21 protein-coding genes are annotated in these 26,044 nt (G+C 61.0%); 8 read left to right on the top strand and 13 right to left on the bottom strand.

Annotation, left to right across the window (positions count from 1 at the left end):
- Positions 1 to 85 precede the first annotated feature (85 nt).
- From AC1DYQ_RS08505 to AC1DYQ_RS08495, 3 genes are all read right to left on the bottom strand, one after another.
- The gene (locus AC1DYQ_RS08505; RefSeq protein ID WP_477686431.1) at positions 86 to 5,602 is read right to left on the bottom strand and encodes a calcium-binding protein; all 5,517 of its coding nucleotides are present in this window, start codon (positions 5,600 to 5,602) and stop codon (positions 86 to 88) included.
- 746 nt (positions 5,603 to 6,348) lie between these two features.
- Positions 6,349 to 6,723 carry a hypothetical protein gene (locus tag AC1DYQ_RS08500; RefSeq protein WP_477686430.1) on the bottom strand — a complete coding sequence of 125 codons (375 nt, stop codon included), beginning with the start codon at positions 6,721 to 6,723 and terminating at the stop codon, positions 6,349 to 6,351.
- A gap of 117 nt (positions 6,724 to 6,840) precedes the next feature.
- Positions 6,841 to 7,284: a hypothetical protein gene (locus AC1DYQ_RS08495; protein ID WP_477686429.1), complete on the bottom strand. Its 444-nt coding sequence runs from the start codon at positions 7,282 to 7,284 to the stop codon at positions 6,841 to 6,843.
- An 817-nt stretch (positions 7,285 to 8,101) separates the two neighbouring features.
- On the opposite strand from AC1DYQ_RS08495, the gene AC1DYQ_RS08490 reads away from it, so the two are divergent.
- Entirely contained in the window at positions 8,102 to 9,211 is a 1,110-nt protein-coding gene (locus AC1DYQ_RS08490; protein ID WP_477686428.1) for a CHASE2 domain-containing protein, read from the top strand.
- Between the two features lie 135 nt (positions 9,212 to 9,346).
- Here the strand turns inward: AC1DYQ_RS08490 and AC1DYQ_RS08485 are convergent, their stop codons facing one another.
- The 7 genes from AC1DYQ_RS08485 to AC1DYQ_RS08455 form a co-directional block, all read right to left on the bottom strand.
- Positions 9,347 to 10,522 (bottom strand): M20 family metallopeptidase, encoded by a 1,176-nt coding sequence (locus tag AC1DYQ_RS08485; protein ID WP_477686427.1) that lies wholly within the window; start codon positions 10,520 to 10,522, stop codon positions 9,347 to 9,349.
- Complete coding sequence (locus AC1DYQ_RS08480; protein WP_477686426.1) at positions 10,519 to 11,922, bottom strand: M20 family metallopeptidase; 1,404 nt, start codon at positions 11,920 to 11,922, stop codon at positions 10,519 to 10,521. The genes AC1DYQ_RS08485 and AC1DYQ_RS08480 overlap by 4 nt, the downstream gene beginning before the upstream one ends.
- A 55-nt stretch (positions 11,923 to 11,977) precedes the next feature.
- Positions 11,978 to 12,838, bottom strand: a complete 861-nt coding sequence (locus AC1DYQ_RS08475; protein WP_477686425.1) for an ATP-binding cassette domain-containing protein — start codon at positions 12,836 to 12,838, stop codon at positions 11,978 to 11,980.
- Positions 12,835 to 13,821 carry an ABC transporter ATP-binding protein gene (locus AC1DYQ_RS08470; protein WP_477686424.1) on the bottom strand — a complete coding sequence of 329 codons (987 nt, stop codon included), beginning with the start codon at positions 13,819 to 13,821 and terminating at the stop codon, positions 12,835 to 12,837. Before AC1DYQ_RS08470 ends, AC1DYQ_RS08475 begins: the two co-directional genes overlap by 4 nt.
- A 12-nt stretch (positions 13,822 to 13,833) precedes the next feature.
- Positions 13,834 to 14,745, bottom strand: coding sequence for an ABC transporter permease (locus tag AC1DYQ_RS08465; RefSeq protein ID WP_457282712.1), 912 nt, complete (start codon positions 14,743 to 14,745; stop codon positions 13,834 to 13,836).
- 9 nt (positions 14,746 to 14,754) lie between these two features.
- Positions 14,755 to 15,672: an ABC transporter permease gene (locus tag AC1DYQ_RS08460; protein ID WP_477671703.1), complete on the bottom strand. Its 918-nt coding sequence runs from the start codon at positions 15,670 to 15,672 to the stop codon at positions 14,755 to 14,757.
- Positions 15,673 to 15,748: 76 nt separating this feature from the next.
- The gene (locus AC1DYQ_RS08455) at positions 15,749 to 17,260 is read right to left on the bottom strand and encodes an ABC transporter substrate-binding protein (RefSeq protein WP_477671715.1); all 1,512 of its coding nucleotides are present in this window, start codon (positions 17,258 to 17,260) and stop codon (positions 15,749 to 15,751) included.
- Positions 17,261 to 17,443: 183 nt separating this feature from the next.
- On the opposite strand from AC1DYQ_RS08455, the gene AC1DYQ_RS08450 reads away from it, so the two are divergent.
- The 7 genes from AC1DYQ_RS08450 to AC1DYQ_RS08420 all read left to right on the top strand — a co-directional run bounded on the left by AC1DYQ_RS08450 (position 17,444) and on the right by AC1DYQ_RS08420 (position 23,950).
- Positions 17,444 to 18,376 (top strand): LysR family transcriptional regulator, encoded by a 933-nt coding sequence (locus tag AC1DYQ_RS08450; RefSeq protein ID WP_477686423.1) that lies wholly within the window; start codon positions 17,444 to 17,446, stop codon positions 18,374 to 18,376.
- Between the two features lie 372 nt (positions 18,377 to 18,748).
- Positions 18,749 to 19,399, top strand: coding sequence for a peroxiredoxin (locus tag AC1DYQ_RS08445; protein ID WP_477650913.1), 651 nt, complete (start codon positions 18,749 to 18,751; stop codon positions 19,397 to 19,399).
- 19 nt (positions 19,400 to 19,418) lie between these two features.
- Complete coding sequence (locus tag AC1DYQ_RS08440; protein WP_477686422.1) at positions 19,419 to 20,018, top strand: RBBP9/YdeN family alpha/beta hydrolase; 600 nt, start codon at positions 19,419 to 19,421, stop codon at positions 20,016 to 20,018.
- Positions 20,015 to 21,022 (top strand): sulfate ABC transporter substrate-binding protein, encoded by a 1,008-nt coding sequence (locus AC1DYQ_RS08435; RefSeq protein WP_477686421.1) that lies wholly within the window; start codon positions 20,015 to 20,017, stop codon positions 21,020 to 21,022. Before AC1DYQ_RS08440 ends, AC1DYQ_RS08435 begins: the two co-directional genes overlap by 4 nt.
- A gap of 11 nt (positions 21,023 to 21,033) precedes the next feature.
- Complete coding sequence (gene cysT, locus AC1DYQ_RS08430; RefSeq protein ID WP_477686420.1) at positions 21,034 to 21,927, top strand: sulfate ABC transporter permease subunit CysT; 894 nt, start codon at positions 21,034 to 21,036, stop codon at positions 21,925 to 21,927.
- A complete protein-coding gene (gene cysW, locus AC1DYQ_RS08425; protein ID WP_477686419.1) occupies positions 21,924 to 22,850 on the top strand; it encodes a sulfate ABC transporter permease subunit CysW in 927 nt (308 codons plus the stop codon). The genes cysT and cysW overlap by 4 nt, the downstream gene beginning before the upstream one ends.
- 11 nt (positions 22,851 to 22,861) lie before the next feature.
- On the top strand, positions 22,862 to 23,950 hold the full coding sequence (locus AC1DYQ_RS08420) for a sulfate/molybdate ABC transporter ATP-binding protein (protein ID WP_477686418.1): 1,089 nt from the start codon (positions 22,862 to 22,864) through the stop codon (positions 23,948 to 23,950).
- Between the two features lie 42 nt (positions 23,951 to 23,992).
- Here AC1DYQ_RS08420 and AC1DYQ_RS08415 read toward each other — a convergent pair whose 3' ends face one another.
- Genes AC1DYQ_RS08415 through AC1DYQ_RS08405 form a run of 3 tightly spaced genes read right to left on the bottom strand, consistent with a single transcriptional unit; the run spans position 23,993 to position 25,960 of the window.
- Positions 23,993 to 24,538, bottom strand: a complete 546-nt coding sequence (locus AC1DYQ_RS08415; protein WP_477686417.1) for a hypothetical protein — start codon at positions 24,536 to 24,538, stop codon at positions 23,993 to 23,995.
- A gap of 6 nt (positions 24,539 to 24,544) precedes the next feature.
- Entirely contained in the window at positions 24,545 to 25,030 is a 486-nt protein-coding gene (locus AC1DYQ_RS08410) for a low molecular weight protein tyrosine phosphatase family protein (RefSeq protein WP_477686416.1), read from the bottom strand.
- 42 nt (positions 25,031 to 25,072) lie between these two features.
- Positions 25,073 to 25,960, bottom strand: coding sequence for a LysR family transcriptional regulator (locus AC1DYQ_RS08405; RefSeq protein ID WP_477686415.1), 888 nt, complete (start codon positions 25,958 to 25,960; stop codon positions 25,073 to 25,075).
- Between the last annotated feature and the right edge of the window lie 84 nt (positions 25,961 to 26,044).

Below are 26,044 nucleotides of genomic sequence, written 5' to 3'. Positions count from 1 at the left end.
GCGTGGGTACACCGGGTCTCGCAGCCGACGGCAACCGGGCGGAAGCCGTCGGGCGATTTCAGCGAGCAATGTGATTCAACGCTATTTACTGCCAGTTGGCAGCAATCACCGGCGCCAGACTGCTCTGGTAGCTGGCAGGCAGGGTGGTCTCACCTGCTGCCGGCGGGCTGAACGATGCCATGGCTTGCACGAGGTTTTGCACCTGGGTGTTGAGCAAGGCATGCCCATCACTCACCTGAAAGACTTCGACCTGGTTGAACATGCTGGCGTACCAGTCTTTCACCGTGATCTTGTCTGTCGTACCGATGACTGACACCTCGAGGTCGTTTCCGGTTTGCCGGAACCAGAGCTGGTCATCAGTGATGTTTGCACCGAACACCAGCGTATCCCGATAACTCGGGGCGTCCGGGTGTGCTGCGAAATAATCCGGTGCAGCTGCATTGGGGTAGAACCGTACGTCATCCGTAATGGTGTCGCTTCCGTCACCGAGGTTGAAGAGATACGTGTCCTTGGCATAGCTGCCAATCAATGTATCGTTACCGGTACCTCCCTCGTAAATATTGTCGAAATTGGTCCCGTCGTAATGCGGAACGGTCAGTGTGTCGTTGCCTGCACCCCCTATCAGATGCGTGCCGTACCCTCCGGATGTCAGTACGTCGTCGTGCCGGCTTCCCTGAAGCGTCCCGGTCCCCGTCAGGTTGAGTCCCAAGCCCTCCAGTACGTTCAGCGCAAAACCAATATGGGTCGATGCACCCGAGGTGTCGGTTGCAAAGACTTTCAAGGACAGGGCCCCGATGTCGCCCATTCCAGGCGTGCCGGTGAAAGTACGGGTAGCGGCATTAAAGCTCAGCCAGCTCGGCAGCGCCGTGCCGTCCGCCAAGGCTGCACTGTAAACAAGCGCATCACCATCAAAATCACGGAAAGCATTTTGGGGTACCGCCAGGCTCCAGGCCGCGTCTTCCCGGGCCTGCTGCGCTGATATGGACTGAAGGGCCCACGGCGCGTCGTTGCCTGCCGACACCGAACCGCCATGGGTCTGGATTTGCTCCACATCTGTGGAAGACCAGCTGCTACCGTCGGCAAACTCAATTTTCTCCAGCTTGCTGAAGATGGTGCCGTCATACCAGTCCTTGACGGTGATGCTGTCAGCGCCGCTATTGAGCGTAAACACGGCGTCATTGCCGGTGCGCGAGACGGTTACGTCTTGCTGGGCAATGCCTGCGCCGAACACCAGCGTATCCCGGTAGGCTGCGTCGTCTGGATGTGCAGTGAAATAATCCGGTCCGCCCGAATTGGGATAAAAGCGCACGTCATCAGTGATGGTGTCGTGGCCGTCACCCAGGTTGAACACATAAGTGTCTGCACAATAGCTGCCGATGAGCGTGTCGTCGCCCGTTCCACCTTCATAGGTGTTCGCGCCAATCGTGCCGGTGTTGTGCGGAACCGTCAGCAGGTCGTTGCCGGCGCCGCCAATCAGGTGTCCCAGTGCGCCCATGCCGGTCAGTACATCGTCGTACTGTGATCCCTGCAAAGTGCCGGTTCCCGTCAGGGTCAGGCCGGACATACTGGCCATATAGGCAGAATCCCAGACCGTGCCATCGGCGAACGCGACCTGCTCGATCTGGTAGCCGGTATCGGCAAACCAGCCTGTCACCGTAATCTTGTCGGTGCCGTTGGCATGGCGGAAGATCATGTCATTGCCTGACCTACCCAAGCTGATATCACTAACCAGAATGCCCGCGCCGAACACCAGCGTGTCAGTCGGCCTGAAGTTGGACTGGTTCTCGGTGATGGTGTCCTGCCCGTCGCCCAGGTTGAACTTGTAGGTGTCGGTAAGGCACGTGCCGACGATGGTGTCGTTGCCTGTGCCGCCCTCAAACACGTTGTTGTTCGGGCCGTAGTAGAAGGCACTCAAGGTGTCATTTCCGGCGCCGCCGATCAAGGTATTGGAGGTGGAGCTTTGTTCGCCGTACAGCACGTCATCGCCGTCACCGCCGTCGAGGATGTTCACACCTGCGCCTCCGCGGATGTCGTCGTTGCCAGCGCCACCATGAAGAATGTCGTTCATGACAGTTCCGGTCATCACATCGTTACCGGCCGTACCGGTAACTTCCAGCCCGGCCGAGGTCAGGGCTGGCTCCAGCCACACGGTTCCGTCAGCAAACTCGACCCGTTCGATCTGGTAACCCGAGTCGGCAAACCAACCCTTGACGGTGATCTTGTCGGTGCCATTGGCGTGGCTGAACACCATGTCGTTGCCCACGCGAACAAAGCTGATGTCTGCAACCAGAATATCTGCGCCAAACACCAGCGTGTCAGTCGGCCTGAAGTTGGATTGGTTCTCGGTGATGGTGTCCTGCCCGTCGCCCAGGTTGAACTTGTAGGTGTCTGTAAAGCACGTGCCGACGATGGTGTCGTTGCCTGTTCCACCCTCAAACACGTTGTTGTTCGGGCCGTAGTAGAAGGCACTCAAGGTGTCGTTGCCTGCGCCGCCAATCAGGGTGTTGGAGGTGGAGCTTTGCTCGCCGTACAGCACGTCATCGCCGTCGCCGCCGTCGAGGATATTCACACCCGCGCCTCCGCGGATGTCGTCGTTGCCAGCGCCACCGTGAATGATGTCGTTCATGACCGTTCCGGTCATTACATCGTTACCGGCCGTACCGGTAACTTCCAGCCCGGCCGAGGTCAGGGCTGGCTCCAGCCACACAGTGCCGTCAGCAAACTCGACCCGCTCGATCTGGTAACCCGAGTCGGCGAACCAACCCTTGACGGTGACCTTGTCAGTGCCATTGGCGTGACTGAACACCATGTCGTTGCCCACGCGAATGAAGCTGATGTCTGCAACCAGAATGCCCGCGCCAAACACCAGCGTGTCGGTAGGCCTGAAGTTGGACTGGTTCTCGGTGATGGTGTCCTGCCCGTCGCCCAGGTTGAACTTGTAGGTGTCTGTAAAGCACGTGCCGACGATGGTGTCGTCGCCTGTTCCGCCCTCAAACACGTTGTTGTTCGGGCCGTAGTAGAAGGCACTCAAGGTGTCATTTCCGGCGCCGCCAATCAGGGTGTTGGAGGTGGAGCTTTGCTCGCCGTACAGCACGTCATCGCCGTCACCGCCGTCGAGGATATTCACACCTGCGCCTCCGCGGATGTCGTCGTTGCCAGCGCCACCGTGAATGATGTCGTCCATGACCGTGCCGGTCATAACGTCGTCGCCGGTGGTGCCGGTCACGATGAGTCCCGCAGTCGTCAGGTCGGCCGAATTCCAGATTGTTCCATCCGAAAACTCGACCCGTTCGATCTGGTAACCGGAATTGGCAAACCAGCCGATGACCGTAATCTTGTCGGTGCCATTGGCATGGGCAAAGACCATGTCGTTACCTACCCGGTAGCTGCTGATGTCGCCAGCCTGTATGTTGGCGCCAAAGACCAGCTTGTCGATTGGCGTGGGGCCCGTCGACTGGTTCTCGGTGATGGTGTCCTGGCCATCACCCAGATTGAATTTGTAGGTATCCACAAAACAGCCGCCAGTGATGGTGTCGTTGCCCGTACCGCCCTCAAATACATTGTTGCCGGGGCCATAGTAGAAGACACTCATCGTGTCATTCCCCGCACCGCCAATCAAGGTGTTGGATGTGGAGTTTTGCTCTCCGTACAGCACGTCATCGCCATCACCACCGTCCAGAATGTTTGTGCCCGCAGCGCCGGTAATAGTGTCGTTACCGCCCATGCCAAGCAAGGTATCGCCCATGGGTGTGCCGGTCATGACGTCGTCGCCGGCCGTGCCGGTGACGATCAGGCCTGCGACCGTCAGGTCAGCCGAATTCCACACCGTCCCGTCAGCAAACTCGACCCGCTCGATCTGGTAACCGGAATTGGCAAACCAGCCGATGACCGTAATCTTGTCGGTGCCATTGACATGGGCAAAGACCATGTCGTTGCCCACCCGGTAGCTGCTGATGTCGCTGACCAGTATGCCTGCACCAAAGATCAATTTGTCGACTGGCGTGGGGCTGATTGACTGATTTTCCTGGATGGTGTCGTGGCCGTCGCCCAGGTTGAATTTGTAGGTGTCTGTAAAGCACGTGCCGACGATGTTGTCATCACCGGTTCCGCCTTCAAACACGTTGTTGTTCGGGCCGTAGTAAAACGCGCTCAGCGTGTCATTACCGGCACCACCGATCAGGGTGTTGGAGGTAGAGGTTTGGTCGGCGTACAGCACGTCGTCACCGTCACCGCCATCCAGCAGGTTAACGCCCGCACCGCCATTGATGGTGTCATTGCCGGCGCCGCCGTACAACTCGTCGTTGCCTCCGCCGCCAGAAATCACGTTGGCGCCGGCACTGCCAACCACCGCCCAGTTTGCGTTGTCCTGCACCGCGTGGTTGGTATCGCCGCTTCCCAGTACAGCGACATGCTCCGCCGCAAGCATGGCCTGAATTTCAGGCGTGTTGGTGTTGTTTTCAAGAATGCTCTGAAGCGTGAAATAAGGTTCCCAGCCCACTGCTTTAACCGTGGCGGAGGCGTACTTGTGCAACTCAACCAGGTCGATGGCTGTGTTGTACGTGTCACTCACAGCCCGGGTGTTGGCCACGGCCTGCGCAACGGTAGTGTTGAAATGTATGCCGGTCTCATCAATCGCCAGCTCAATGCTGTCGAGGTAGGGCCTCAAACGGGTCTGAACAACAAGTGCGGAGTACACACTTTCCTTCAGCGCATCGTAAGCCTGCTGCAACAAAGCCAGTTGTTGCGGCGGTGGGCTGATGATGTATTCATACACCACATTGCCGGTTTCGGTGGGCTGGTGACTCAGAATCGCAAAACCTGCCGGCCGCGGGCCGCCTGTTTCGTCGCCATAAAACCTGCTGCCGTTGAAGGCTTCAAGCACGTAAATGAGATTCCGGTACTGGGCAACGGTAATGCCCGGTGGCAAGTTATAAGTTGTGCCAGCGTTGTAGCCCACCGCCAATCCGTGCGAGAAACCAGAGGTGTCTGCCCAGGCAGATATCAAAGTATCAAGCTGAGCGCGCTGGGCATCGCGTGTGGTGGCGGCCGCAAAGGTCTCCAGACGCGTAGCAAGGTCTGCGCTCAGGCTGGCCGCCGCCTGCAAATTGCGGACCATGCCAGAACCATTCATCTGCGGCAATGCTTGGGCTTGCTCGGTGATGGGAACAGGGTTACCGGCCTCATCCACCACTTCCGGTGGGAACTCAGTAAAGAAATTGTTGATCTCGAAATCAATGGCGCCAACGGTGTGTGCTTGGCCGTTTTGAGTGAACGTGGTGCTCAGGGCCACGGTATTGTTGTTAATCACTTGCCCTGCTTGTGGGCCCGTGCTGCTACCGTTGACGCCAATGCTGGTGATGTTGAGCTCTGCCAGGGTTTTGAGCTCGGTGCTTTGGCTAATGCCGTCCTGGTTAGCGTCCTGCCATATCTTGAGCTCGCCAAATGCGGCATCTGCACTGGTGATGAAGCCATCGCCGTTGGCGTCCAAGTCACGCAGCGCATCGAAGCCGTCAGTGGCCAGTGTGCTATTGCTCTTGATTGTGTCTACACCAAAAAGCTCCCTGCCAGTATCTATAGTGCCGTTGCCGTTGAGGTCACGCACTAGGAAGCCATCATCGGGCCTGGCCCAGCCCGTACCAGTTTTGATTTCGTCTGCATTGTGGTCGAAAAGGACACTCCCAGAAGCTCCAGCCAACTCCAGACCATCGCCATCCAGATCAAGAACAAGCGGGTCTCTCCGGATAACGACATTTTTTGCAGCGGTAAATCCCAGGCTAACTAAAAGATCAATACTTGCGCGGGATAGATCACCGATAAACGTAGGTTCCTGCGCTGCATCGTCAAGAACTCGCATTAACTCATTTCCCGCCCAGACAAAATTCTCCCGGTTTTGCCAAACCAACTGTGCTGCTGTAGCCACGGCGACCAAAGGCACTGCCCAAGGAGATAGAGCGACCAAGCCTGCGCCAATGAGTAGCGTATCAACAGCCGCTGCGGTTCCGCCAATTGCGGCTAGTACTCCTAGTCCAGCGGCAATAGCTTCATTCTGATTCGAATTTTGCAGAGCCGTCGTCAATTGGCTGACGTTTGCCGTCAAAGCTATCAGATTTGTAGCCAATCCAAACTTTCCGACCAATTCAGCAACAGGAGTGCCTGGCGTAGTTAACGCCTGCGCAGACGTCGCCAAGAGCCCAAGCACAGAGGCTGTCTGCGACCACGTAGTCGGTATCTGAGTAACATCCCACTGCGCATTCTGATTTGCCAGTCCATCAAGAAATGCTTTTCCATCATTGAAAGCCGCACCGAACGCAGCAGTGAATTCGCCTATTTTTGCGATACCAGAATCCATTAAATTCTCCCAATAGTTACTAACAACATAGTGGCTGCCATCCACCCAAAACCAAACACCGCAGCGAAAATCCCAAGGTGCTGCGAGATAAAGGAAATTCGAGCGGCAAATCCAATGCTTTGAAATTGCTCAGCTGTTAATTCATGCCAACGCATCGATAGCAAAGACGAAGGCATATTTTTTTTTGCGGACCAAATCAGTATTCGAGCAACTAGGGTGATCACTAACGCGATTGAGCACACAAAAACACCTAATGCCAGCAAAAGTGCATCCGTTCCGTTGAATCGCATCGCATGCACAACTGATGTAAGAATCCCAAAGATAAATGAAAGAGAAGCCAAACCTACCGAATGCTTTCGAACGTAATCAAGCATTTTTCCCTTCCGTGCAATTGCAAAATTTCCGCAGATATATTCGCGCTAACAATACGCGACATCTCTCCCTCAAACTCTCACGACCCGCCCTCTGAATCGGGCTAAACAAATACTCAATCACCCGTCGCTCCCGGTCCTAATCTCAGCGGCGAGGTTCATGCCGGATACCAACTGAATCATCTTTCCRTCCACATCAATTTGTTTAGTCTTTAGGGCCAGCGTCACCGGAAAAACGGTACCTCGCTTTTTGTGATTCACTGAGTCGGCCGTGACCTGCGCGCCCTCAGTCACGATGATCATCAGAGCCTGTGCTTCGGCGACATCGCTCCCTGTAGTGCGAATAGCGAGTTGCTGCGCTACGCCTGCAACAGGTGCCTTCAAGGTAGAGAGGTTTTCGCGCTGGCTGGCCAGGTCGCGCTTGAGCTCAACGCGTTCGCGGGTTTTGTCTTGCGTGGCGTGGCCGGAGTTATAGCCTTGGTCGACCAGCTTTTTGAAGTCGGTCTCACGCGCCGTGGCGATGGGGACCTTGCGCTCGAGTTTGGTTACGGGAGTGAAAGCCATCACCCAAGCCGGGAAGCCGGATTGGCCGAGTAGATGGTCCCCCGATGAAAACGGGCGAGCGGGAGTAGGGCAGGCAAACCGAAGATTGCGGCGCAAGAAGACACATTGGCGACAGAGACGGCGGCAATACAACTTGTCTTATTGGTTCTTTGCGCGTGCGCTGGCGTCTCCTTCGCCACAGCTGCTTCTGCCTGAGTCATACACTCCCTGCCCGTTCGTTATTTATTGGTAGCCATTGCCAGTTTATGTTGAATGGCTCCGGCAAACCAAATCAAATCGCACTCGTCGTCTGGCCGCCACAAGTCGTTTTCATTAGTTAACGCAGAGGAAGTCCAGCAAACGTTTTACTCAAGCGTTTTGGGCGCGGACCGAGCAGAGGTAACCCACACGCGATGGGAAAAATTTACCTACGTCACAACAACTGAATATGAACAGCCCACACCGCGGCCGCTCAGAGTAGACCGCGCCTTTTTCGGGAGAATTGAACGCAGAAGCAAATGGCGTCCGTCGTTAGGTCTCCACAAAATCTTTCATCACCTTGTTGAATTGCGCGCCAACCGGAGCGGCTTACTATGTCTATGACGAGTCGGGCCGGCTGCTGGATGAGTACGACGCCAACGGAACACCGCTCTACGAAACCATTTACATGGGCTTGCCGGTCGGGGTGATCAAGCAGACGGGCACGGCAGCAGCCAGCGACATTGCCACATGTCTAACGGGAAACGGTGGCATTGCCTGCTTCAATCCGCCCAAGACACACCCGTCAATTTCCACTAATACATGCCTCATGTGGAATACGAGGATAGGATTTACTTAGATGCTATCGTTCCAGAAGACCCTGCAAGCATTCCGTTGCGTCTTAGCGGCGGGCTTGGCTGCGGCATGTTTGGCCTCCTGTGAAGGCCTTCAGGCAATCGAGGCGGACGTCTATGCGGAGCGGTTTCCATCATCGCAGACGGGGCCGGTCGCCCCAGTCACAATTGTCGATATCGATGATGCAACCCTCGTTGCCTTGGGCGGTTGGCCGCTGCAGCGAAGCTACTATGCGCGAGCAGCGCTTTCGGCGTTTGATGCAGGGGCCGCCGTCGTGGCGATCGACGTCATGTTTACCGAACCCCCTGCGCGACCCGACGACGCTTTGATTGAGATGGTAGCTAGCGAGCAGTCGCGCCTCGTGCTAGCGCTCGATGGCAGTTCGCCCCCCGGGCTCTATCTCGCACTGGCGCAGATGGCACGACGAAAAGGCCACGTACTCGCCTCCGTCAGCGCGAACGGGCAAGTCACGGCAGTACCTTTAGTGCAGGGATATCAAAGCTTCTCCGAAGCAATCTACATGGCATATTGCGAAGCTGTAGCAAAGCCCTGCCGCTCCTCTCCAAGGCTGAGCCCGCGCGAGCCCGCGTTTCGCGGCGGTGGGGAAGCAGGCTGGGGAATAGACTACCCTTTCGCGGTTGCGACCATTCCGCGCATTAGCTTCCGTCGGTTGCTGGAGGGCGCGAGACCCAACTTGCGCGGGCGCATCGTCATCATCTCGCCTTCGGCTTCGCGGCTACTGGACATGAAAACGCTTCCGCTGGAAAACCGTCATCCACGACTGGAGCATCCGGGCTCGGTGGCGATGGCCTACGCGGTTGAGACGCTATTTCGACAAAGCGAGATATGGTCCTTGCCTCTTTTGCTATGGTCCGTTGTATTCACCGTCGCGAATCTGCTTGTCCTCGCAACACGGGCACGGTTTCCAGCGCTTCGCCGAGATGTCTTCTGGATATTCATCCTGCTCTGCCTTATCGTAGGCTGGGCATGCTTCCGGCAGTTGCATCTATACGTACCCGGTACGCTTTGTGTGCTTAACGGGCTATTCTTGTGGTTAGCGTGTGGATTTTTGTGTTTGTTTGATCCGTTTTCCCATCGAACGCTGAGCCATTAGCGACGCCTTTTGCGCAGGACTGGCAATCCACATTTCAGGGTTTTGATGGGATCAAGCGACTGCGAAAAGGTGGGTCGCATTGACGCGAAACTTGACAGTCATGGGTTGGCTCTCGCCTCCTACGGCGAAGTACGCTCAGGCCAAACTCAACACCGTCTTGACCAGTGCCTGCGCACGCGGCACCAGCGTATCTAGGCAGCAGTATTCGTTATCGGTATGCGCCTTCGCGCCCACCGGGCCAACGCCGCACAGCGTGGGAATGCCCAGTGAGGCGGTGAAGCCCGCGTCGGAACAACCGCCCGTGGCTTCACCGGCAACGTCGAAACCGACCTGGGCCGCACTCGTTTTGTAGCGCTGCATCAGGTCGCTGCTGGCTTCGGGTTCAAGGGGCAGCGACTCCGACATCTGTGTGATGCGGATGGTGGTGCCCGGCACACCGGGCGCGGCGGCCAGGGCGTGGATGCTGGCGAACACCGCCTGGCGTTCGGGCAGGGTGCGAAAGCGCACGTCGAGCTTGGCCTGCGCGGCGGGTGCTACGGTGTTGGTCGACATGCCGCCGCTGATCAGGCCGACATTGGTGGTGATGCCGCAGCTGTAGTCGGTTAACGCGTGCAAGGCGGTGACCAGCTGCGCCAGGGCGCCGATGGCGCTGGCGCCGTCAGCGTGGTTCATGCCCGAGTGGGCGGCGCGGCCGGTGACTTCAATCAAGAAGGTGGCGCCACCCTTGCGCTCGGTGACCAGGTTGCCGCTGACGCGGCCGGGCTCGGAGTTGAAAACCGCCCGCGCGCCCCGCGCATGGGTTTCGATGGCGATGCGGCCGTTCTGCGAGCCGATTTCTTCGTCGGCCGTGAAAAGGCCCAGCACAGGGAAGGGCAACGGCGGCAGTTTTTGCAGCGCCATCATCACAAAACATTGCAGCACCAGGCCGGACTTCATGTCGGAGACACCGGGGCCGTAGCCGCGCTCGCCGTCCACGCGCCAGGGGCGCTGGGCCACGGTGCCGGTGGGGAATACGGTGTCGCGGTGGCCCATTAGCACCACCGGCGCTGCCGCAGGTTGCGCGCCCGGCAGGCGGGCCAGCAGCACGTCGCCCTCGGCGACATCACTGCGGTGTTCGGCGCTGATGCCGGCGGTTTGCAGCCAGCCCGCCATGGCCTGGGCCACGCGGTCGGTGCCCGGCTTGTCGTGGCTGCTGGAGTCGATGTCGACCAGCGTGGCCAGCGCTGCTTGCATGGCGGGGCGCTGGCCGGCAAGCCATTCGGTGGCGGCGCAGGTTGGCGCGGTCATCGGGGCGGCCATTGCGGCGCTCATGCGCATTCCTCCATCACGCCGGCGCCTTCTTCGGCCAGGTCCCAGAACATGCCGGCCATGATCTGCAGCGACTCACGGGTGGTGTCCACCAGGATGTGTTCATTGGGGGCGTGCTGGGAGCAGGCGGGGTACGAATGCGGCACCCACAGCGTGGGCAGGCCCAGCGTTTCAGAAAACACGTCGTTCGGCAGCGAGCCGCCGAGGTTGGGCAGCAGGGCCGGGCGGCGGCCGGTGCTGCGCTCGATGGAAGCCATGCCCCAGCGCACCCAGGCGTTGTCGGGGTCGAGGCGGGTGGCGGCCATGTTCACGTCGGTGCCGCGCACTTCCACATCGTCAAAGCCGTGGGCCAGCAGGTGCTTGCGGATGTGCGCCAGAAAACTCGCCGGGTCGCTGCCCACCACATAACGCATGTGGCAGTGCGCGCGTGCCTCGGCCGGAATGGCATGCACTGGCATGGCCGGGTTGCCGGTGGTAAAGGCCAGCACCTCCAGGCTGTTCCAGCCGATCACGCGCTCGGCCGGCGAGAGGCCCGGCTCGCCCCAGTCGGGATCGATCTCGGGATCGTTCGGGCCACCGCCGACCTCGATGTCCTGCAGCGCGGTGCGCACGCTGGCCGGAATGGCGGTGGGCAGCAGGCCGGGCACCAGGATGCGGCCGCGCGCGTCCACCAGGCTGGCAATCGCATGGGCCAGGCGGATGCCGGGGTTGCGCAAAAGGCCGCCCCAGTTGCCCGAATGGTGGCCGCCGTCGCGCAGCTTGAGGTGCAGGTCGAAGTTGAAAACGCCGCGCGAGCCGAGAAACAGCGTGGCGCGCGAAGCCGACACACGCGGGCCGTCGGAGGCCAGGAACAGGTCGGCCGCCAGCGCATCGCGGTGCAGGGCACACACTTCGTTCAGGCCGGGCGAGCCGTCTTCTTCACCCATTTCCAGGATGATCTTCACGTTGTAGCCCAGGCGCCCGCTGCGCACGGCCAGCACCTGTTCCAGCGCGGTCAGGTTGATGGTGTGCTGCCCCTTGTTGTCGGCGGTGCCGCGGCCGTACCAGCGGTTGCCGTCCACCACGATCTTCCAGGGGCTCAGGCCTTCGCGCCACTGGGCGTCGTAGCCGCGCACCACGTCGCCATGGCCGTAGGTCAGCACGGTGAAAGCGGCGCCGGGCTCGATGCGCTCGGCCAGCAGGAAAGGGCTTTTGCCCGGCACCGGGTTGTCGACGATGCGGCAGGCAAAACCCAGCTCCGTGAGCTTGGGCGTGATTTCGTCCTGCAGGTAGGCGTGCAGGATGGGGCCGCTGGCGGCGTCCTGGCTTTCGGTTTTGTAGGCAACGCGGCGGTCCAGCGTTTGCTGGAAACGCCCGTCGTCGAAACAGGCGAGGGTCTGGGCCACGGCTTGGGTACGGCTCATGAGAGGTCCTTGAAATTGAAGGGAAATTGCGCGGTTGAAATGGAGAGGTAAAACGTCAGGCGATGGCTTCGCTGGCGATGTCGGGTACGCCCAGCCCGGGCTCGGGCGTGAGGGCCGAGGCCAGCAGCATGCGGGTGTAAGGGTGCTCGGGCCGGGCAAAGACCTGTTCACGCGTGCCCAGCTCGACGATGGCGCCGCGGTGCATCACGGCCACGCGGTCCACCAGGTGTTCGACCACACCCAGGTCGTGGCTGATAAAGAAGTAGGTCAGCCCGAACTCGGCCTTCAGGTCCATCAGCAGGTTCAGGATCTGCGCCTGCACCGACACGTCGAGCGCCGATGTCGGTTCGTCGCAGATCAGGATGTCGGGGCGCAGCACCAGTGCCCGCGCAATCGCCACGCGCTGGCGCTGCCCACCCGAAAGCTGGTTGGGGTACTGGCTGTGCGTGCGCTCGGGCATGCCGACCAGGTCGAGCATCTCGCGCACCTTGCGCTGCTGTTCCTGTGCAGTGCCCACTTTGTGCAGGGCCAGGGGCACCCCGACAATGCCTGCCACCGTGCGGCGTGGGTTCAGTGATGAATACGGGTCCTGAAAAATCGGCTGGATGTGGCGCGCCAGGGCGCGGCGTTGGCTGCTGTCGACTTCCTTGCCGTTGACCAGCACATTGCCGGAGGTGGGCGGCAGCAACCCGAGCAGCATCTTGGCCAGGGTGCTTTTGCCGCAGCCGGACTCCCCGACCAGGCCCAGGGTTTCGCCCTTGCGGATGCGCAGGGAGACGTTATTCACCGCCCTGATTTCACCGGGCGCTGTGAACAGCCCGCGCTTGAGTTTGAAGACGCGGCTGAGTGCGCACAGCTCCAGCGCAATGTCTTCGCTGCCGCCGGGGGGCGTTGCCAAAGGGGTGGTGGGGTTCATGCGGCCTCCGCCAGCAAGGGTGAAGCCGCGACGCAGCGCACGGCATGCTCCGCGTCCAGCGCCACATAGGGCGGGGTGGCGGCGCAGCCTGCCTGTACCTGGCTGCAGCGGTTGGCAAAGGCACAGCCCTCTACCTTGCCCACCAGGCTGGGCACCACGCCGGGGATGGCCTGCAGGCGGCTGCCGGGCAGGGTCTTGCCGCGTACCGGAATGCAGTTGAGCAGCCCGCGGGTGTAGGGATGGGCGGGGTGGGCGAACAGTTCGGCCACCGGCGCGGTTTCCACCACTTCGCCCGCATACATCACGGCCACGCGGTCTGCGATGCGCGCCACCACGCCGAGGTCGTGTGTGATGAAGACCACCGCGGTGCCGAACTCTTTTTGCAGCTCACGGATCAGTCTAAGGATCTGCGCCTGGATGGTGACGTCCAGCGCGGTGGTGGGTTCGTCGGCAATGATCAGGTCCGGCTCGCACATCAGGGCCATGGCAATCACCACGCGCTGGCGCAGGCCGCCCGATAGCTGGTGCGGGTACTGCCGCAAACGGTCTGCGGCCTGCGGAACGCCCGCGCGTTCGAGCAGGTACAGCGCACGCTCACGCGCCTCGGCCATGCTGACCTTGCGGTGTGCGCGCAGCGCCTCGCACAGCTGGTCGCCCAGCGTGTACGACGGGTTCAGCGCCGTCATCGGCTCCTGGAAAATCATCGCCATGCGCGAGCCGCGCAGCAGGGACATTTCCCGCTCAGGCAAGCCCTGCAGGTCCACCCCGCCGAAGCGGATGTGGTCGGCGCTGCGCACCGCCTTGCGCGGCAGCAGGCCCATCAGTGCAAGCGACGTCATCGACTTGCCGCAACCGGACTCGCCGACCAGGCACAGCATTTCCCCGCGCCGAACCTGGAAGTCGATGCCGCGCACGGCATGCAGCATACCGCCCGGTGTCGGCAGGTCCACACGCAGGTTTTTCACGTCCAGCAAAATGTCCATGGTGGTCCTCTTTCAGTTGCGGCCGTCGGGCGCGGTCAGGTCACGCAGGCCGTCGCCCACCAGGTTGATGGCCAGCACCAGCAGGGCCAGCACCACGCCGGGCACCAGGATCACCCAGGGCTGGAAGAACATGTAGGCCTTGCCTTCGGCCACCATCAGCCCCCACGACGGCGTGGGCGGCTGCACGCCCAGGCCCAGGAAGGAGAGGGTGGACTCCAGCAGGATCGCGTGCGCCATCTCCAGCGTGGCCACCACGGTCAGCGGGCCCATCAGGTTGGGCAGCAGTTCGCGCACCAGGATGTAGGGCGTGGACGCGCCGAGCGCCTTGGCTGCGGCGATGAATTCGGCGTCGCGCAGCTGCTGCGTGGCCGAGCGCGTGACGATGGCAAAGCGGTCCCACAGCAGCAGGCCCAGCAGGATGATGACCACCTGCAATGAGCCGCCGATGAGGGAAGCCGTGGCCAGCGCCACCAGCACCACCGGCATGGCCAGCCGGGTGGTAATGATGTAGCTGACCACGGCGTCGACGCGGCCGCCGAAATAGCCCGCCAGCACGCCCATGGTGGTGCCGATCAGCCCGGACACCAGCGCCGCGACCAGCCCGATGCCCAGCGATACGCGGGCGCCGTACAAAAGGCGGCTCAGGTAGTCGCGCCCCAGCTTGTCGGTGCCGAAGACGTGCTCCCAGCTCCCCTTGTCGTGCCAGAACGGCGGGATCAGGCGCTGGGTCACGTCTTGCGCATACGGGTCATGCGGGCTGAGCCAGGGCGCGAACAGGGCGGCCACCACGGCCAGGCCCAGCAGGATGCTGCCCAGCGTCATGCCGCGGTGGCCCAGCACACGCCGCAGGCTGCGGCGCCAGGCGGGGACGGGCGGCAGCGGCAGCGCCGGCGCGGCGGAAACGGTCAGGGAAGGTGCGTTCATGGTGATGTCCTAGCGTGTGCGCATGCGGGGGTCGAGCGCGGCGTTGAAGACATCGGCCAGGAATGTCAGCCCGATGTAGAACACGGCGATGATCAGCACCACGGCCTGCACCACGGGGTAGTCGTTGCGCGAAATGGAGTCCCAGGCGAGCTGGCCCAGGCCCTGCATGGAATAGACCGATTCAATGACGACCGAGCCGCCCAGCATGAAGCCCAGCTCCACGGCCGCGAGGGCCACAACCGGAATGATGGCGTTGCGCAAGGCGTGCTTGAACACCACGCGTGCCGGGCTCAGGCCCTTGGCGCGCGCGGTGCGGATGTAGTCTGCGCCCAGCACGTCGAGCATGCCCGCGCGCGTCAGGCGCATCAGCGACGGCATGGCGTAGTAGCCCAGCGCGACGGCCGGCAACACAAAGTGCTGCCAGGTGGTGTTGCCCGCAACGGGCAGCCAGTGCAGCCCGACGGCGAAGAGCAGGATCAGCGTCAGCGCAAACCAGAAGTTGGGCATGGCCTGGCCGACCACCGCCACCATCAGGGCCAGCCGGTCTATCCAGGTGTCGCGGTAGACGGCGGCCAACACGCCCAGCGGAATCGCCACCGACACCGCCAGCAGCAAAGACACGGCGCCCAGCTTGAGCGTGATGGGCAGGCGCTCGCCGATGAGTTCCATCACGGTGTTCTGGAAGAAGAACGAACGCCCGAAGTCCAGGTGCAGCGCGCCCCACAGCCAGTCAAAGAACTGGGTGGTGATGGGGCGGTTCAGGCCGTACTGGACGCGCACTTCCTCGACGGCTGCGGCGTTGGCCTCGGCGCCGGCGATGGAGGCCGCCAGGTCGCCGGAAAGGTGCAGCAGCATGAAACTGACGACGGCCACCGTCAGCATGACGCTCAGGGCCACCAGAAAGCGGCGGAATATGTATTGCAGCATGGGAAGGCCCCGGTTGTTGCGTTAGCGGACTGCGCGGGTCAGCCCAGCCGTGCGGCGCACGGCTGGACCATCGTGGCTACTTCCAGCTGGCCTGGCCGAAGCGCGGCAGCTCGTCCGCATGCGCCGTGAATTTGAGGTCCGGCGTGAAGGCGTAGTTGGTGGAATAGGAGAACATGGGCGCCATGTAGGCCTGCTCGCTGATGCGCTGCAGGGCCTGCGCATATTTCTTCTTGCGCTCGGTCTTGTCCACCGTGCTGTCGGCGGTTTTCAGCAGTGCAATCACCTGCGGGTCTTTGGCCGTGTCGTCCGGGCCGCCTTCAAAGTAGTTGCCGACAAACGCGGACGCGTCGTTGATGGAGAACGATCCCCAGGACTGGAAGGTCAGCGGTGCGCGGCCCGAGTAGATTTCGGTGCGCAGCACCGGGTACTGCACAAAATGCAGGCGCGCGCGTATGCCCACCTTGCGCAGGTCGCCCACCATGGCTTCGGCATATTCACGCTCGCGGTAAGCCCACAGGTCGGTGTCGAAGCCGTTGGGGTAACCCGCGGCCGCCAGCAGTGCCTTGGCCTTGGCCGGGTCGTAGGTGTACTTCACCTCTTTTTCGGTTTCGCAGCCGAACTGGGTGCGAAAGCACGGCGAATACACCGGCTGGCTGCCGCCGCGCACCAGGCTGTCGGCCAGGCCCTTGCGGTTGATGGCGTGGTTGACGGCCTGGCGTACGCGAATGTCCTTGAAGGGCAGGGCTTCCGGCGTGGTGCCGTTGCTGTTGATCGACATGAAACCCACGCGCATGGTTTCACCGCTCAGCACGGTGGTGTTGGGCCTGGACTTGAGCGACTCGGCCTGGTCGGACGGCACGCGCCAGATCCAGTCCACCGCGCCCGTCATCAGCTGGGCCACGCGCGCTTCCGGGTCGCGGATCACTACAAACTTCACCGTGCCGATATTCGGCTGGCCGGCCGGGCTGTCCTTGAAGTAGGCCGTGTTCTTCACCATGGTCACGCCCTGGCCTGGCACCACGGCGGTGATCTTGTAGGCGCCGGTGCCAATGGGCGCCTTGCTGTAGCCCTCCAGGCCCACCTTCTTCATGTAAGCGGCGGGGTAGATCGGCGTGGGCCCGGCCAGGTAGTCCATCGCGGCCGGAAACGGTGCCTTCAAATTGATGCGGACCTGGTAGTCGCCGAGCTTTTCGACGTTTTTGATCCAGCCCGTGTTCTGGCGCGTGGCGATCTTGGCTTCCGGCGCCGTGACCACATTGAAGGTGTAGGCCACATCGTCGGCGCTGAACTTGTCACCGTTGTGGAAGGTGACACCCTGGCGCAAGGTGACCAGCAACGCGGTGGCGGATTCCCATTTCCAGGCGGTGGCCAGCTGGGGTTTGAACTCACCGGTTTTGGGGTCCCGGTAGACCAGCGTGTCCCAGGCCAGGTTGGCCAGGATCACGCCTTCACGCATGTTGTTGTGGTACGGGCTGACGTTCTCAACCTCGCTGTCCGAGGCGTAAACCAGGGTGTCGTTGGCTTTGCCGGCATGGGCTGCAGTCAGGCCTGCGCCGAAGGCCGCAAGCACAAAACTTTGACGCACCATCGTGGTGAAAAATTGCTTCATAAAAGTCCTTCGTCATGGCGTGGGGAGTGGAGACGGCTCATTCTGCGCAAGAACCAGACCGAAAGACCATTCCATGCATTAGAGAATATGTATGATTGCGTTGCCAAATCGGCAATGCTCTGGCTGCCCCATGCCCAACAGCTCCGCCATCACCCGACGCCCATGACCCTTTCTCCCCAGGTTGCCCGTCAATTGCAGGACACCGCGCTGCGCTACTTCCTGGAGGTCGTGCGCTGCGGCTCCATCAGCGAAGCCTCCCAGCGCCTGAATGTGGCGGGGTCGGCCATCAGCCGCCACATCGCGCACCTGGAAGACCTGCTGGGCGCAACGCTTTTTGACCGCCATCCCAGGGGCATGGTGCCCAGCGCTGCCGGGGAGATGCTGGCCGTGCACGCGCTTAAATCGGCGCACGACTCGGAGCGGGTGGTGCATGAGATCCAGGCGCTGCAAGGCATGCAGCGCGGGCGGGTGCGCCTGGCCTGCACCGAAGGTTTTGCGATGGAGTTCCTGCCCAAGGCCATCGGCGACTTCATGAAGACCCATCCCGGCATCCAGTTTCACCTGGGTGCGCACCCCCCGGCGGAATGCTCGCGCCGCGTCCTGCATGGGGATGCCGACATCGGCCTCACCATGAGCCGCACGCCCGAAAGCGGCATTCAGGTAGAGCACCTGCAGCCGTCGCCGGTGATGGCGGCCATGCGCTACGACCATCCGCTGACCCAGTTCAAACAGATCAACCTGAAGCAGCTGCTGGCCTATCCGATCGTGCTGCCGGAAACAAACACCACCGTGCGCCAGCTGTTTGACATCGCCTGCAGCCTGCAGGGCCTGACTGTTTCGCCGGTGCTCACCAGCAACTACATCACCAGCCTGAACGACTTTTTGCGCCACTACCCGGAAAGCGTCACCATTGCGGGCGAAATATCGGTGCGCTACAAGGTCCAGCGCGGCGAGTTTGCCTGCATACGCCTGCGTGACCGTGGCCTGGATTTGCGCAATGTGGAAGTGCAGACGGCGACGGGCCGCACGCTCTCGCGCGCGGCGCAGGCCTTTCTGGCGCACCTGAAGACGGAGCTCTCGGGCTCACCGGCCTGAGCTGCCGGCTGCAGGGCGGGCGCCCCTGCGGGACCTGTGCCAGATTGCTATCAATACGATAGCTGCTTGCGCCCGTTGCTATTGGGCTGGAGGCAATTCTTGTGCTTGAAAACGCCCCCTGAAGCTCCTTGAATCAGGGTGTTGGGGCCGTATTTTGACGCTGCCAGGGTGCTTTCGGCGCAGCTATTAGAGACAAAAATGGCCAGTAACCCAATAACGCTGGGCGCAAGCAGCTATCAAAACCGTAGCACCAGAAAATGCCAGTTCCTTGAATCGTTATTCGTTTATTGAGATAAATTAAGAGCGATATATTCTTTTGAGTTTTAACGCTTGCTCCCCACAATGCTTTGATCAGCAATCAAGGAGCACAGCATGACCACTCTCAGACTCGGCGACACCGCCCCCGATTTCACCCAGGACTCCACCGCCGGCAAGATTTCTTTTCACGAATGGGCTGGCGATTCATGGGTGGTGCTGTTTTCGCACCCCGCAGACTTCACACCCGTCTGCACCACCGAACTCGGCAAGACCGCAGCCCTGAGCGGTGAATTTGCCAAGCGCAACGTCAAGCCCATCGCCATCAGCGTGGATGCGCTGGAATCCCACGGCAAGTGGGTCAACGACATCAACGAGACGCAAAACACCACGGTGAATTTCCCCATCCTGGCCGATGCCGACCGCAAGGTGGCCAACCTGTACGACATGATTCACCCGAATGCCCTGAGCACCGGCCCCACGGCCACCGTGCGCAGCGTGTTCATCATTGACCCGAAAAAGGCCATCCGCACCACGTTCACCTACCCCGCCAGCACGGGCCGCAATTTCGACGAGATCCTGCGCGTCATCGACTCGCTGCAGCTGACCGACGGCTACAAGGTGGCCACGCCGGTGAACTGGAAAGACGGCGACGACGTGATCATCGTGCCCAGCCTGCAAGACCCGGCTGAACTTGCCCAGCGTTTCCCCAAGGGCTTCAAGGCCATCAAGCCGTACCTGCGCGTCACGCCGCAACCCAACAAGTAATCAGACGGGTTCACGCGAAGTGCGTTTCATCATCGTCCCTGGCTGGCGTGACTCGGGCCCCGGCCACTGGCAAAGCCTGTGGGCCGAACGCCTGAGCAATGCGGTGCGCGTGCGCCAGGACGACTGGATCACGCCTTCGCGCAAGGCCTGGGTCGCGTCGCTGGCCAACACCATCGTGCTGCAGGACGAGCCGGTCGTGATCGTGGCGCACAGCCTGGGCTGCATTGCCACCACGCATCTGCCGCCGGAGGCGGCAGAGCGTATTCATGGCGCCTTGCTGGTGGCGCCGGCGGACCCGGAGCGCCGCGCCGTGCTGAGCGACTTTGCGCCCGTGCCCTACCAGAAGCTGCCTTACCGCAGCGTGCTGGTGGCCAGCAGCAACGACCCGTATTGCCCGGTGCGCCTGGCCGGTGCCTATGCCCGCGCCTGGGGCAGCGAATTTGTGCGCATGCAGGACGCCGGCCATATCAATGTGGAGTCGGGCCACGGCGAATGGCCGCTGGGCATTGCGTTGCTGCAGTCGCTGGCAGGCGATGCGTCGCTGACGGCACCGCATCTGGATTTTTCTTCTTCGGCAAATTCTTCGTCTTCTTCTTTTGGATCCCTGGAAACGGCATGACTTCTTCAAAAATAAAAATCGCGCTTGCAACGCTGGCACTGGCCGCGGGCGCTTCATTCTCCGGCACGGCCTCGGCACAAACGCTTCTCAATGGCTCGTATGACGTGGCGCGCGAGTTTTACAAGGAATACAACGCCGCTTTCATTGCCCACTACAAAAAGACCACGGGCAAAGACATCAAGATTGACCAGTCGCACGGTGGCTCCAGCGCCATTGCACGCTCGGTAGCCGACGGCCTGGATGCCGATGTGGTCACCATGAACACGTCGACCGACGTGGACTTCCTGGCCGGCGCCGGTGTGGTGGCCAAAGACTGGGCGAAGAAGTTTCCAGACAATGCATCGCCCACCACCTCGACCATGCTGTTCCTGGTGCGCAACGGCAACCCCAAGGGCATCAAGGACTGGGACGACCTCGTCAAGCCCGGCATCCAGGTGATTCTGGTGAACCCGAAAACCGGCGGCAATGGCCGCTACGCCTATCTGGCCGCCTGGGGTTACGCGAAGAAGAAGGGCGCCACCGATGCGCAGGCCGCCGAGTTCGTCGGCAAGCTCTACAAAAACGTGCCGGTGCTGGGCAAGGGCGGGCGCGACGCGACCACCGTGTTCCTGCAACGCAATATTGGCGACGTGCTGATTACGTTTGAGTCCGAAGTGCTGTCGGTGAACAAAGAGTTTGGCGAAGGCAAGGTGGACGCGGTCTACCCGTCCATCAGCATCCTGGCGGAAAACCCGGTGGCGGTGGTGGAGCGCACCGTGGCCAAGAAGGGCACGGCCGAGCTGGCCAAGGCCTACCTGAACTACCTCTATTCAGACGAAGGCCAGGAAATCGCTGCACGCCATGCATTGCGCCCGCGCTCGCAGGCCATCCTGAAAAAATACGCGAGCACTTTCAAACCGTTGCAGCTCTTCACGGTGCAAGACGTCTTTGGCAGCCTCGGTGAAGCGCAAAAAGTGCACTTCAACGACGGCGGCCAGTTCGACAAGCTCTACACCGTCAAGTAAGCCGCACCACCATGACTGCCTTGTCTTCTGTGGCGCCGCCTTCCGCGGTGGTGCCGGGTGTTCCTGCGGGTAGCAAACGCGCCGCAAAACGCGTGCTGCCCGGTTTCCGCCTCACGCTGGGCTACACCGTCCTGTACCTCAGCCTGATCGTGCTGATCCCGATCTCGGCGCTGTTTTTCAAGACCTTCACGCTGAGCTGGGACCAGTTCATCACGGCAGTGACGTCCCCGCGCGTGCTGGCGTCTTACCGGCTCACGTTTGGGGCATCGCTGATCGCTGCGCTCGTGAACCTGGTGTTTGGCCTGCTGCTGGCCTGGGTGCTGGTGCGCTACAAATTTCCGGGCAAAAAAATCGTCGATGCACTGGTGGACCTGCCGTTTGCCTTGCCGACCGCCGTGGCCGGTATTTCGCTCACGGCTTTGCTGGCCGGCAACGGCTGGATCGGCCAGTACCTCGAACCCATGGGCATCAAGCTGGCCTTTACACCGGCCGGTGTGGTGATTGCGCTGATCTTCATCGGCCTGCCATTTGTGGTGCGCACGGTGCAGCCAGTGCTGGAAGACGCCGAGAAAGAACTCGAAGAAGCCGCCACTTCGCTGGGCGCCACGCGCCTGCAGATTTTCACCAAGGTCATCCTGCCGCACATCACGCCAGCCTTGCTGACTGGCTTTGCCATGGCCTTTGCGCGGGCGATTGGCGAATACGGATCGGTCATCTTCATCGCCGGCAACATGCCCATGATTTCTGAAATCACGCCACTCATCATCATCGGCAAGCTGGAGCAATACGACTATGCCGGCGCAACCGCCGTGGCGGTGGTGATGCTGCTGGTGTCGTTTGTCCTGCTGCTGGTCATCAATGGCCTGCAAGCCTGGCAACGCCGAAATGCAGGAGCGCCCGCATGAGTGCACCTTCTTCCCAATCTGCTCGCCGGGTTACGGCGGGTACGACCGAATCCCCGTGGGTTCGCTACACGCTGATCACGGTCGCGCTGACGTTTGTGGTGCTGTTCCTGATCCTGCCGCTGGCCGCCGTGTTCACCGAAGGCCTGCGCAAGGGCTTTGGCGCCTACATTGCCGCGCTGCAGGAGCCCGACGCCTGGTCGGCCATCAAGCTCACCTTGATTGCCGCGGCGATTGCCGTGCCGCTGAACCTGGTGTTTGGCGTGGCCGCGGCCTGGGCGATTGCCAAGTACGAATTCCGCGGCAAGTCGGTGTTGACGACGCTGGTTGACTTGCCGTTTTCCGTGTCGCCCGTGGTGGCCGGCCTGATCTACGTGCTGATCTTCGGCGCGCAGGGCTGGTTCGGGCCGTGGCTGCTGGCGCATGACATCAAGATCATTTTTGCCGTGCCCGGCATTGTGCTGGCCACCGTGTTCGTGACGTTTCCGTTCATCGCGCGTGAGCTGATCCCGTTGATGCAGGCGCAAGGCAATGACGAAGAGCAGGCCGCCATCGTGCTGGGCGCCACCGGCTGGCAAACCTTCTGGCATGTGACCCTGCCCAACATCAAGTGGGGCCTGGTGTACGGCGTTATCTTGTGCAACGCACGGGCCATGGGAGAGTTTGGCGCAGTGTCGGTGGTGTCGGGCCACATTCGCGGGCAGACCAACACGCTGCCGCTGCATGTGGAAATTCTGTACAACGAATACCAGTCGGTGGCTGCATTCGCCGTGGCATCGCTGCTGGCCATCCTCGCGCTGGTCACGCTGGTCATCAAGTCGGTGGCCGAATGGCGCCACGAAGCAGAAATGAAAGCCGCGGCTGATTTGCCGCCGGAGCGTCCACGGACTCCCGTTGACGGGGCCGCCGTGGCAGCCGCTCGCTAAAGGAAAACATCATGAGCATCGAAATCCGCAACGTCAGCAAACATTTTGGCAACTTCCAGGCACTGGGCGACGTCAGCCTGGACATTCAATCGGGCGAACTGGTCGCCTTGCTTGGTCCCTCGGGCTGCGGCAAGACCACGCTGCTGCGCATCATTGCCGGTCTGGAAACCGCCGACCGCGGCAGCATCCTCTTCAGCGGCGAAGACACCACCGACGTGCATGTGCGAGAGCGCCAAGTCGGTTTTGTCTTTCAGCACTACGCCCTGTTCCGCCACATGACCGTCTTTGAAAACGTGGCCTTCGGCCTGCGCGTCAAGCCGCGCGGCCAGCGGCCCAGCGAAGCGCAAATCAAGGAAAAAGTGCATTCGCTGCTCAACCTCGTGCAGCTCGACTGGCTGGCTGAGCGCTTTCCGTCGCAGCTCTCAGGCGGGCAGCGCCAGCGCATTGCCCTGGCCCGCGCGCTGGCGGTGGAACCCAAGGTGCTGCTGCTCGACGAACCCTTCGGCGCGCTCGACGCCAAGGTGCGCAAGGAGCTGCGCCGCTGGCTGCGCCGCCTGCATGACGACCTGCATGTCACCAGTATTTTTGTGACGCACGACCAGGAAGAAGCGCTGGAAGTCGCCGACCGCGTGGTGCTGATGAACCAGGGCAAGGTCGAACAGATTGGCTCGCCGCAAGAGGTGTGGGACCACCCGGCCAGCCCGTTTGTGTATGGCTTCCTCGGTGACGTGAACCTGTTCCACGGCCGCGCCCACGAAGGCGAAGTGCAGCTTGAAGGCCTGCGCCTCAATTCACCCGAGCATGCCGGCGCACAGGACGCCAAGGCCTTTGCCTATGTGCGCCCGCACGACCTGGACGTGCAGCGTTATGCACCAGGCGCCGAAGGCATCGTCGCCCACCTGGAACGCGCCATCGTGATCGGCCCGATCGCGCGGCTGGAACTGATTCCCGCGGAAGGCTTCGAACAAAAGGGCAACGTCTCGGGCGACTCGATCATCGAAGCCCAGATGACCTCGCAGCAATTTGCCGAGATGGGCTTGCGCGAAGGCGACATGCTGGTGGTGACGCCGCGCAAGGCGAGGGTGTTTGTGGAGGGGTAGCATCCAAGCCGAGCGGTACCGGCATCCGACTTGAGTGATCGGTTAATCCTCGAGTTCATGGTACGAACCACCGCTTGTCTTTCCTGAGTCCAAGGCCACTGAGAAGACATGCCATGTGTCATCAAAGCACCAAGCCTCGCCTCGCAAGCAGGCGCTTTCAATTTCGATACTGCGGAATCCATCCCAAGATATTCGACGTGTTCGCCAAAGGCGATCCACACCGCGATATGCAGTGAAGTCGCAGTTGCTACCTGTAATGACTTGTCCATCGTCTGGAAAATGATGAAAAAACTCAATGTCGTTGTCGTGGTGGGCGAGCAATTGCCTGGTTTCAATACAAACCACGTAGGCTTGGCCGCCGACTATCAAAAACGCCGTTCTTTCATCTTGTGCCACAACCACTGTATTCAGAGTAGTGACGCCAGGCTGAAAATTACCGATCCAGGACTCGTTGCTCTTTGGAAAGAACTCGACCACCAAACCTTCCCGATACATTCCTTGGCCAGTAGCACTGAACTGCAATGGCCAGGGCCCTACCCCTGGTAGTCCAGGCAAGATATGGTAGTTCGGCATTTTCTGTAGATCCATGGCGGGTCACTCGATGCCCAGGATGCTTGGAACGCTTTGCTCAAGCATCTCTATCAGTTCCTTGTCCATGAACTTGTACTCATCAGGAATATCAAGAACGTGTAAGGCCTTGTCATCAAGAAGCCTCGTGAACTCCGCCTTCAACCTTGACTTGTGTTTTTCTTCCATGACGAGAACCACGTCGGCCCAACGGATGTCATCGACTGACACGGTATGGCGCGCATTGGGGCTGGTCCCACCCGAACGGGTTAGCAGCTGCGGGTGCTTGCGCCAGAGTTGTTCGGCCGTTGGGCTTCGCCATTGGTTACGGCTGCAAACGAACAATACCTTCAGGCGTTCAGTGCTGCGGGCGGTTTCTTCCTTCTGCACAAGTTGCTTTGCAGTCGTGCGAGGGTAATCGAGGCCCAGTTGCTCTGCACGCGCAACTTTCTTTGACCGGATATACAGGTCTTTCCAGCGTTTCTCCCTGGGCAAATCGTCTTTGGTCGTCATATGTACTTCATGCTTGTTTTTGTAGAGCTGATTTATCCGGCTTCAACCAATATGCTGCTGCAAACCTTCGACCAATGCGTCGAAGGTGACACGGCAACGCGGGCTGTGACGCAGGTCTTCGTGCATGGTCAGCCAGGTTTCGAGTTTGAAGGACAACTCGCCAAGCAGAACCCGTACCAGGGCGGGGTCCCGCGCCGCCAGCGCTGACTGGCACACGCCAATGCCGGCGCCAGCACGTATCAGTGCCAGTTGCGCGAGGTCGCTGTCGGTACGCGTGGAAAACGCCGCCCGCTTCCATGCGGGCAAGGCTTTGCGCGCCGAACGCAGGAAGGGCGTCTCTTCGTCAAACCCGATCAGCGCATGCTGCGCCAGGTCCGTTGATGACTGCGGCGTGCCGCGCGCGTCCAGGTAATCGCGGCGTGCGTAGAGACCCAGTTCCACTTCGCCCACGCTGCGAGCGATCAACAGGTCCTGCTTGGGCTGTGTCATGCGCACGGCAATGTCGGCTTCGCGTTGCAGCAGGTCCTGCACGCGGTTGGTCAGCACCAGTTCGATGGTCAGGCCCGGGTGCGTGCGCTGCAGTTGCGCGACGATGGGCGGCAGCACTTCAACACCGATGACTTCGCTCACCGTGACCCGCACCGTGCCGCGCACACCGTCACCCTGGCTTTCGGCGGCGCGGCGCAGGGCGGCTGCGGCGCTGGCCATTTCTTCGGCGAAGGGCCGCAGTCCCAGCGCGGCTTCGGTCGGCGCAAAACCGGTTTGTGAGCGCGTGAACAGCGCCAGGCCGAGCGACTTTTCGAGTGAGGCAACATGGCGTCCGACCGTAGGCTGTGCCACCCCCAAAGACCGTGCCGCACCCGAGAGCGAACCCTCGTGCAGCACCCCTAAAAATGAACGGTAAAGCTCCCAGCCAGCATCTTCTTCCATACAAAAATGTATAGCCGTTACCCTGCTTTAGTCAATTCCATTTTGATGCCCCGGGGCCCAGAATTTCCCCATGACAACTTTTTT

The sequence above is a fragment of the Polaromonas sp. P1_F4 genome, assembly GCF_056405675.1.
Note: the sequence above shows the minus strand (reverse complement) of the source record. Positions and strands in the feature narration are given on the sequence as shown.

Excerpts from the sequence above, each read along its gene's own strand:
- AC1DYQ_RS08500 (WP_477686430.1), bottom strand. The coding sequence starts at position 6,723 with ATGCTTGATTACGTTCGAAAGCATTCGGTAGGTTTGGCTTCTCTTTCA.
- AC1DYQ_RS08490 (WP_477686428.1), top strand. The coding sequence starts at position 8,102 with ATGCTATCGTTCCAGAAGACCCTGCAAGCATTCCGTTGCGTCTTAGCG.
- AC1DYQ_RS08485 (WP_477686427.1), bottom strand. The coding sequence starts at position 10,522 with ATGAGCGCCGCAATGGCCGCCCCGATGACCGCGCCAACCTGCGCCGCC.
- AC1DYQ_RS08480 (WP_477686426.1), bottom strand. The coding sequence starts at position 11,922 with ATGAGCCGTACCCAAGCCGTGGCCCAGACCCTCGCCTGTTTCGACGAC.
- AC1DYQ_RS08475 (WP_477686425.1), bottom strand. The coding sequence starts at position 12,838 with ATGAACCCCACCACCCCTTTGGCAACGCCCCCCGGCGGCAGCGAAGAC.
- AC1DYQ_RS08470 (WP_477686424.1), bottom strand. The coding sequence starts at position 13,821 with ATGGACATTTTGCTGGACGTGAAAAACCTGCGTGTGGACCTGCCGACA.
- AC1DYQ_RS08465 (WP_457282712.1), bottom strand. The coding sequence starts at position 14,745 with ATGAACGCACCTTCCCTGACCGTTTCCGCCGCGCCGGCGCTGCCGCTG.
- AC1DYQ_RS08460 (WP_477671703.1), bottom strand. The coding sequence starts at position 15,672 with ATGCTGCAATACATATTCCGCCGCTTTCTGGTGGCCCTGAGCGTCATG.
- AC1DYQ_RS08455 (WP_477671715.1), bottom strand. The coding sequence starts at position 17,260 with ATGGTGCGTCAAAGTTTTGTGCTTGCGGCCTTCGGCGCAGGCCTGACT.
- AC1DYQ_RS08450 (WP_477686423.1), top strand. The coding sequence starts at position 17,444 with ATGACCCTTTCTCCCCAGGTTGCCCGTCAATTGCAGGACACCGCGCTG.
- AC1DYQ_RS08445 (WP_477650913.1), top strand. The coding sequence starts at position 18,749 with ATGACCACTCTCAGACTCGGCGACACCGCCCCCGATTTCACCCAGGAC.
- AC1DYQ_RS08435 (WP_477686421.1), top strand. The coding sequence starts at position 20,015 with ATGACTTCTTCAAAAATAAAAATCGCGCTTGCAACGCTGGCACTGGCC.
- cysT (WP_477686420.1), top strand. The coding sequence starts at position 21,034 with ATGACTGCCTTGTCTTCTGTGGCGCCGCCTTCCGCGGTGGTGCCGGGT.
- cysW (WP_477686419.1), top strand. The coding sequence starts at position 21,924 with ATGAGTGCACCTTCTTCCCAATCTGCTCGCCGGGTTACGGCGGGTACG.
- AC1DYQ_RS08420 (WP_477686418.1), top strand. The coding sequence starts at position 22,862 with ATGAGCATCGAAATCCGCAACGTCAGCAAACATTTTGGCAACTTCCAG.
- AC1DYQ_RS08415 (WP_477686417.1), bottom strand. The coding sequence starts at position 24,538 with ATGGATCTACAGAAAATGCCGAACTACCATATCTTGCCTGGACTACCA.
- AC1DYQ_RS08410 (WP_477686416.1), bottom strand. The coding sequence starts at position 25,030 with ATGACGACCAAAGACGATTTGCCCAGGGAGAAACGCTGGAAAGACCTG.
- AC1DYQ_RS08405 (WP_477686415.1), bottom strand. The coding sequence starts at position 25,960 with ATGGAAGAAGATGCTGGCTGGGAGCTTTACCGTTCATTTTTAGGGGTG.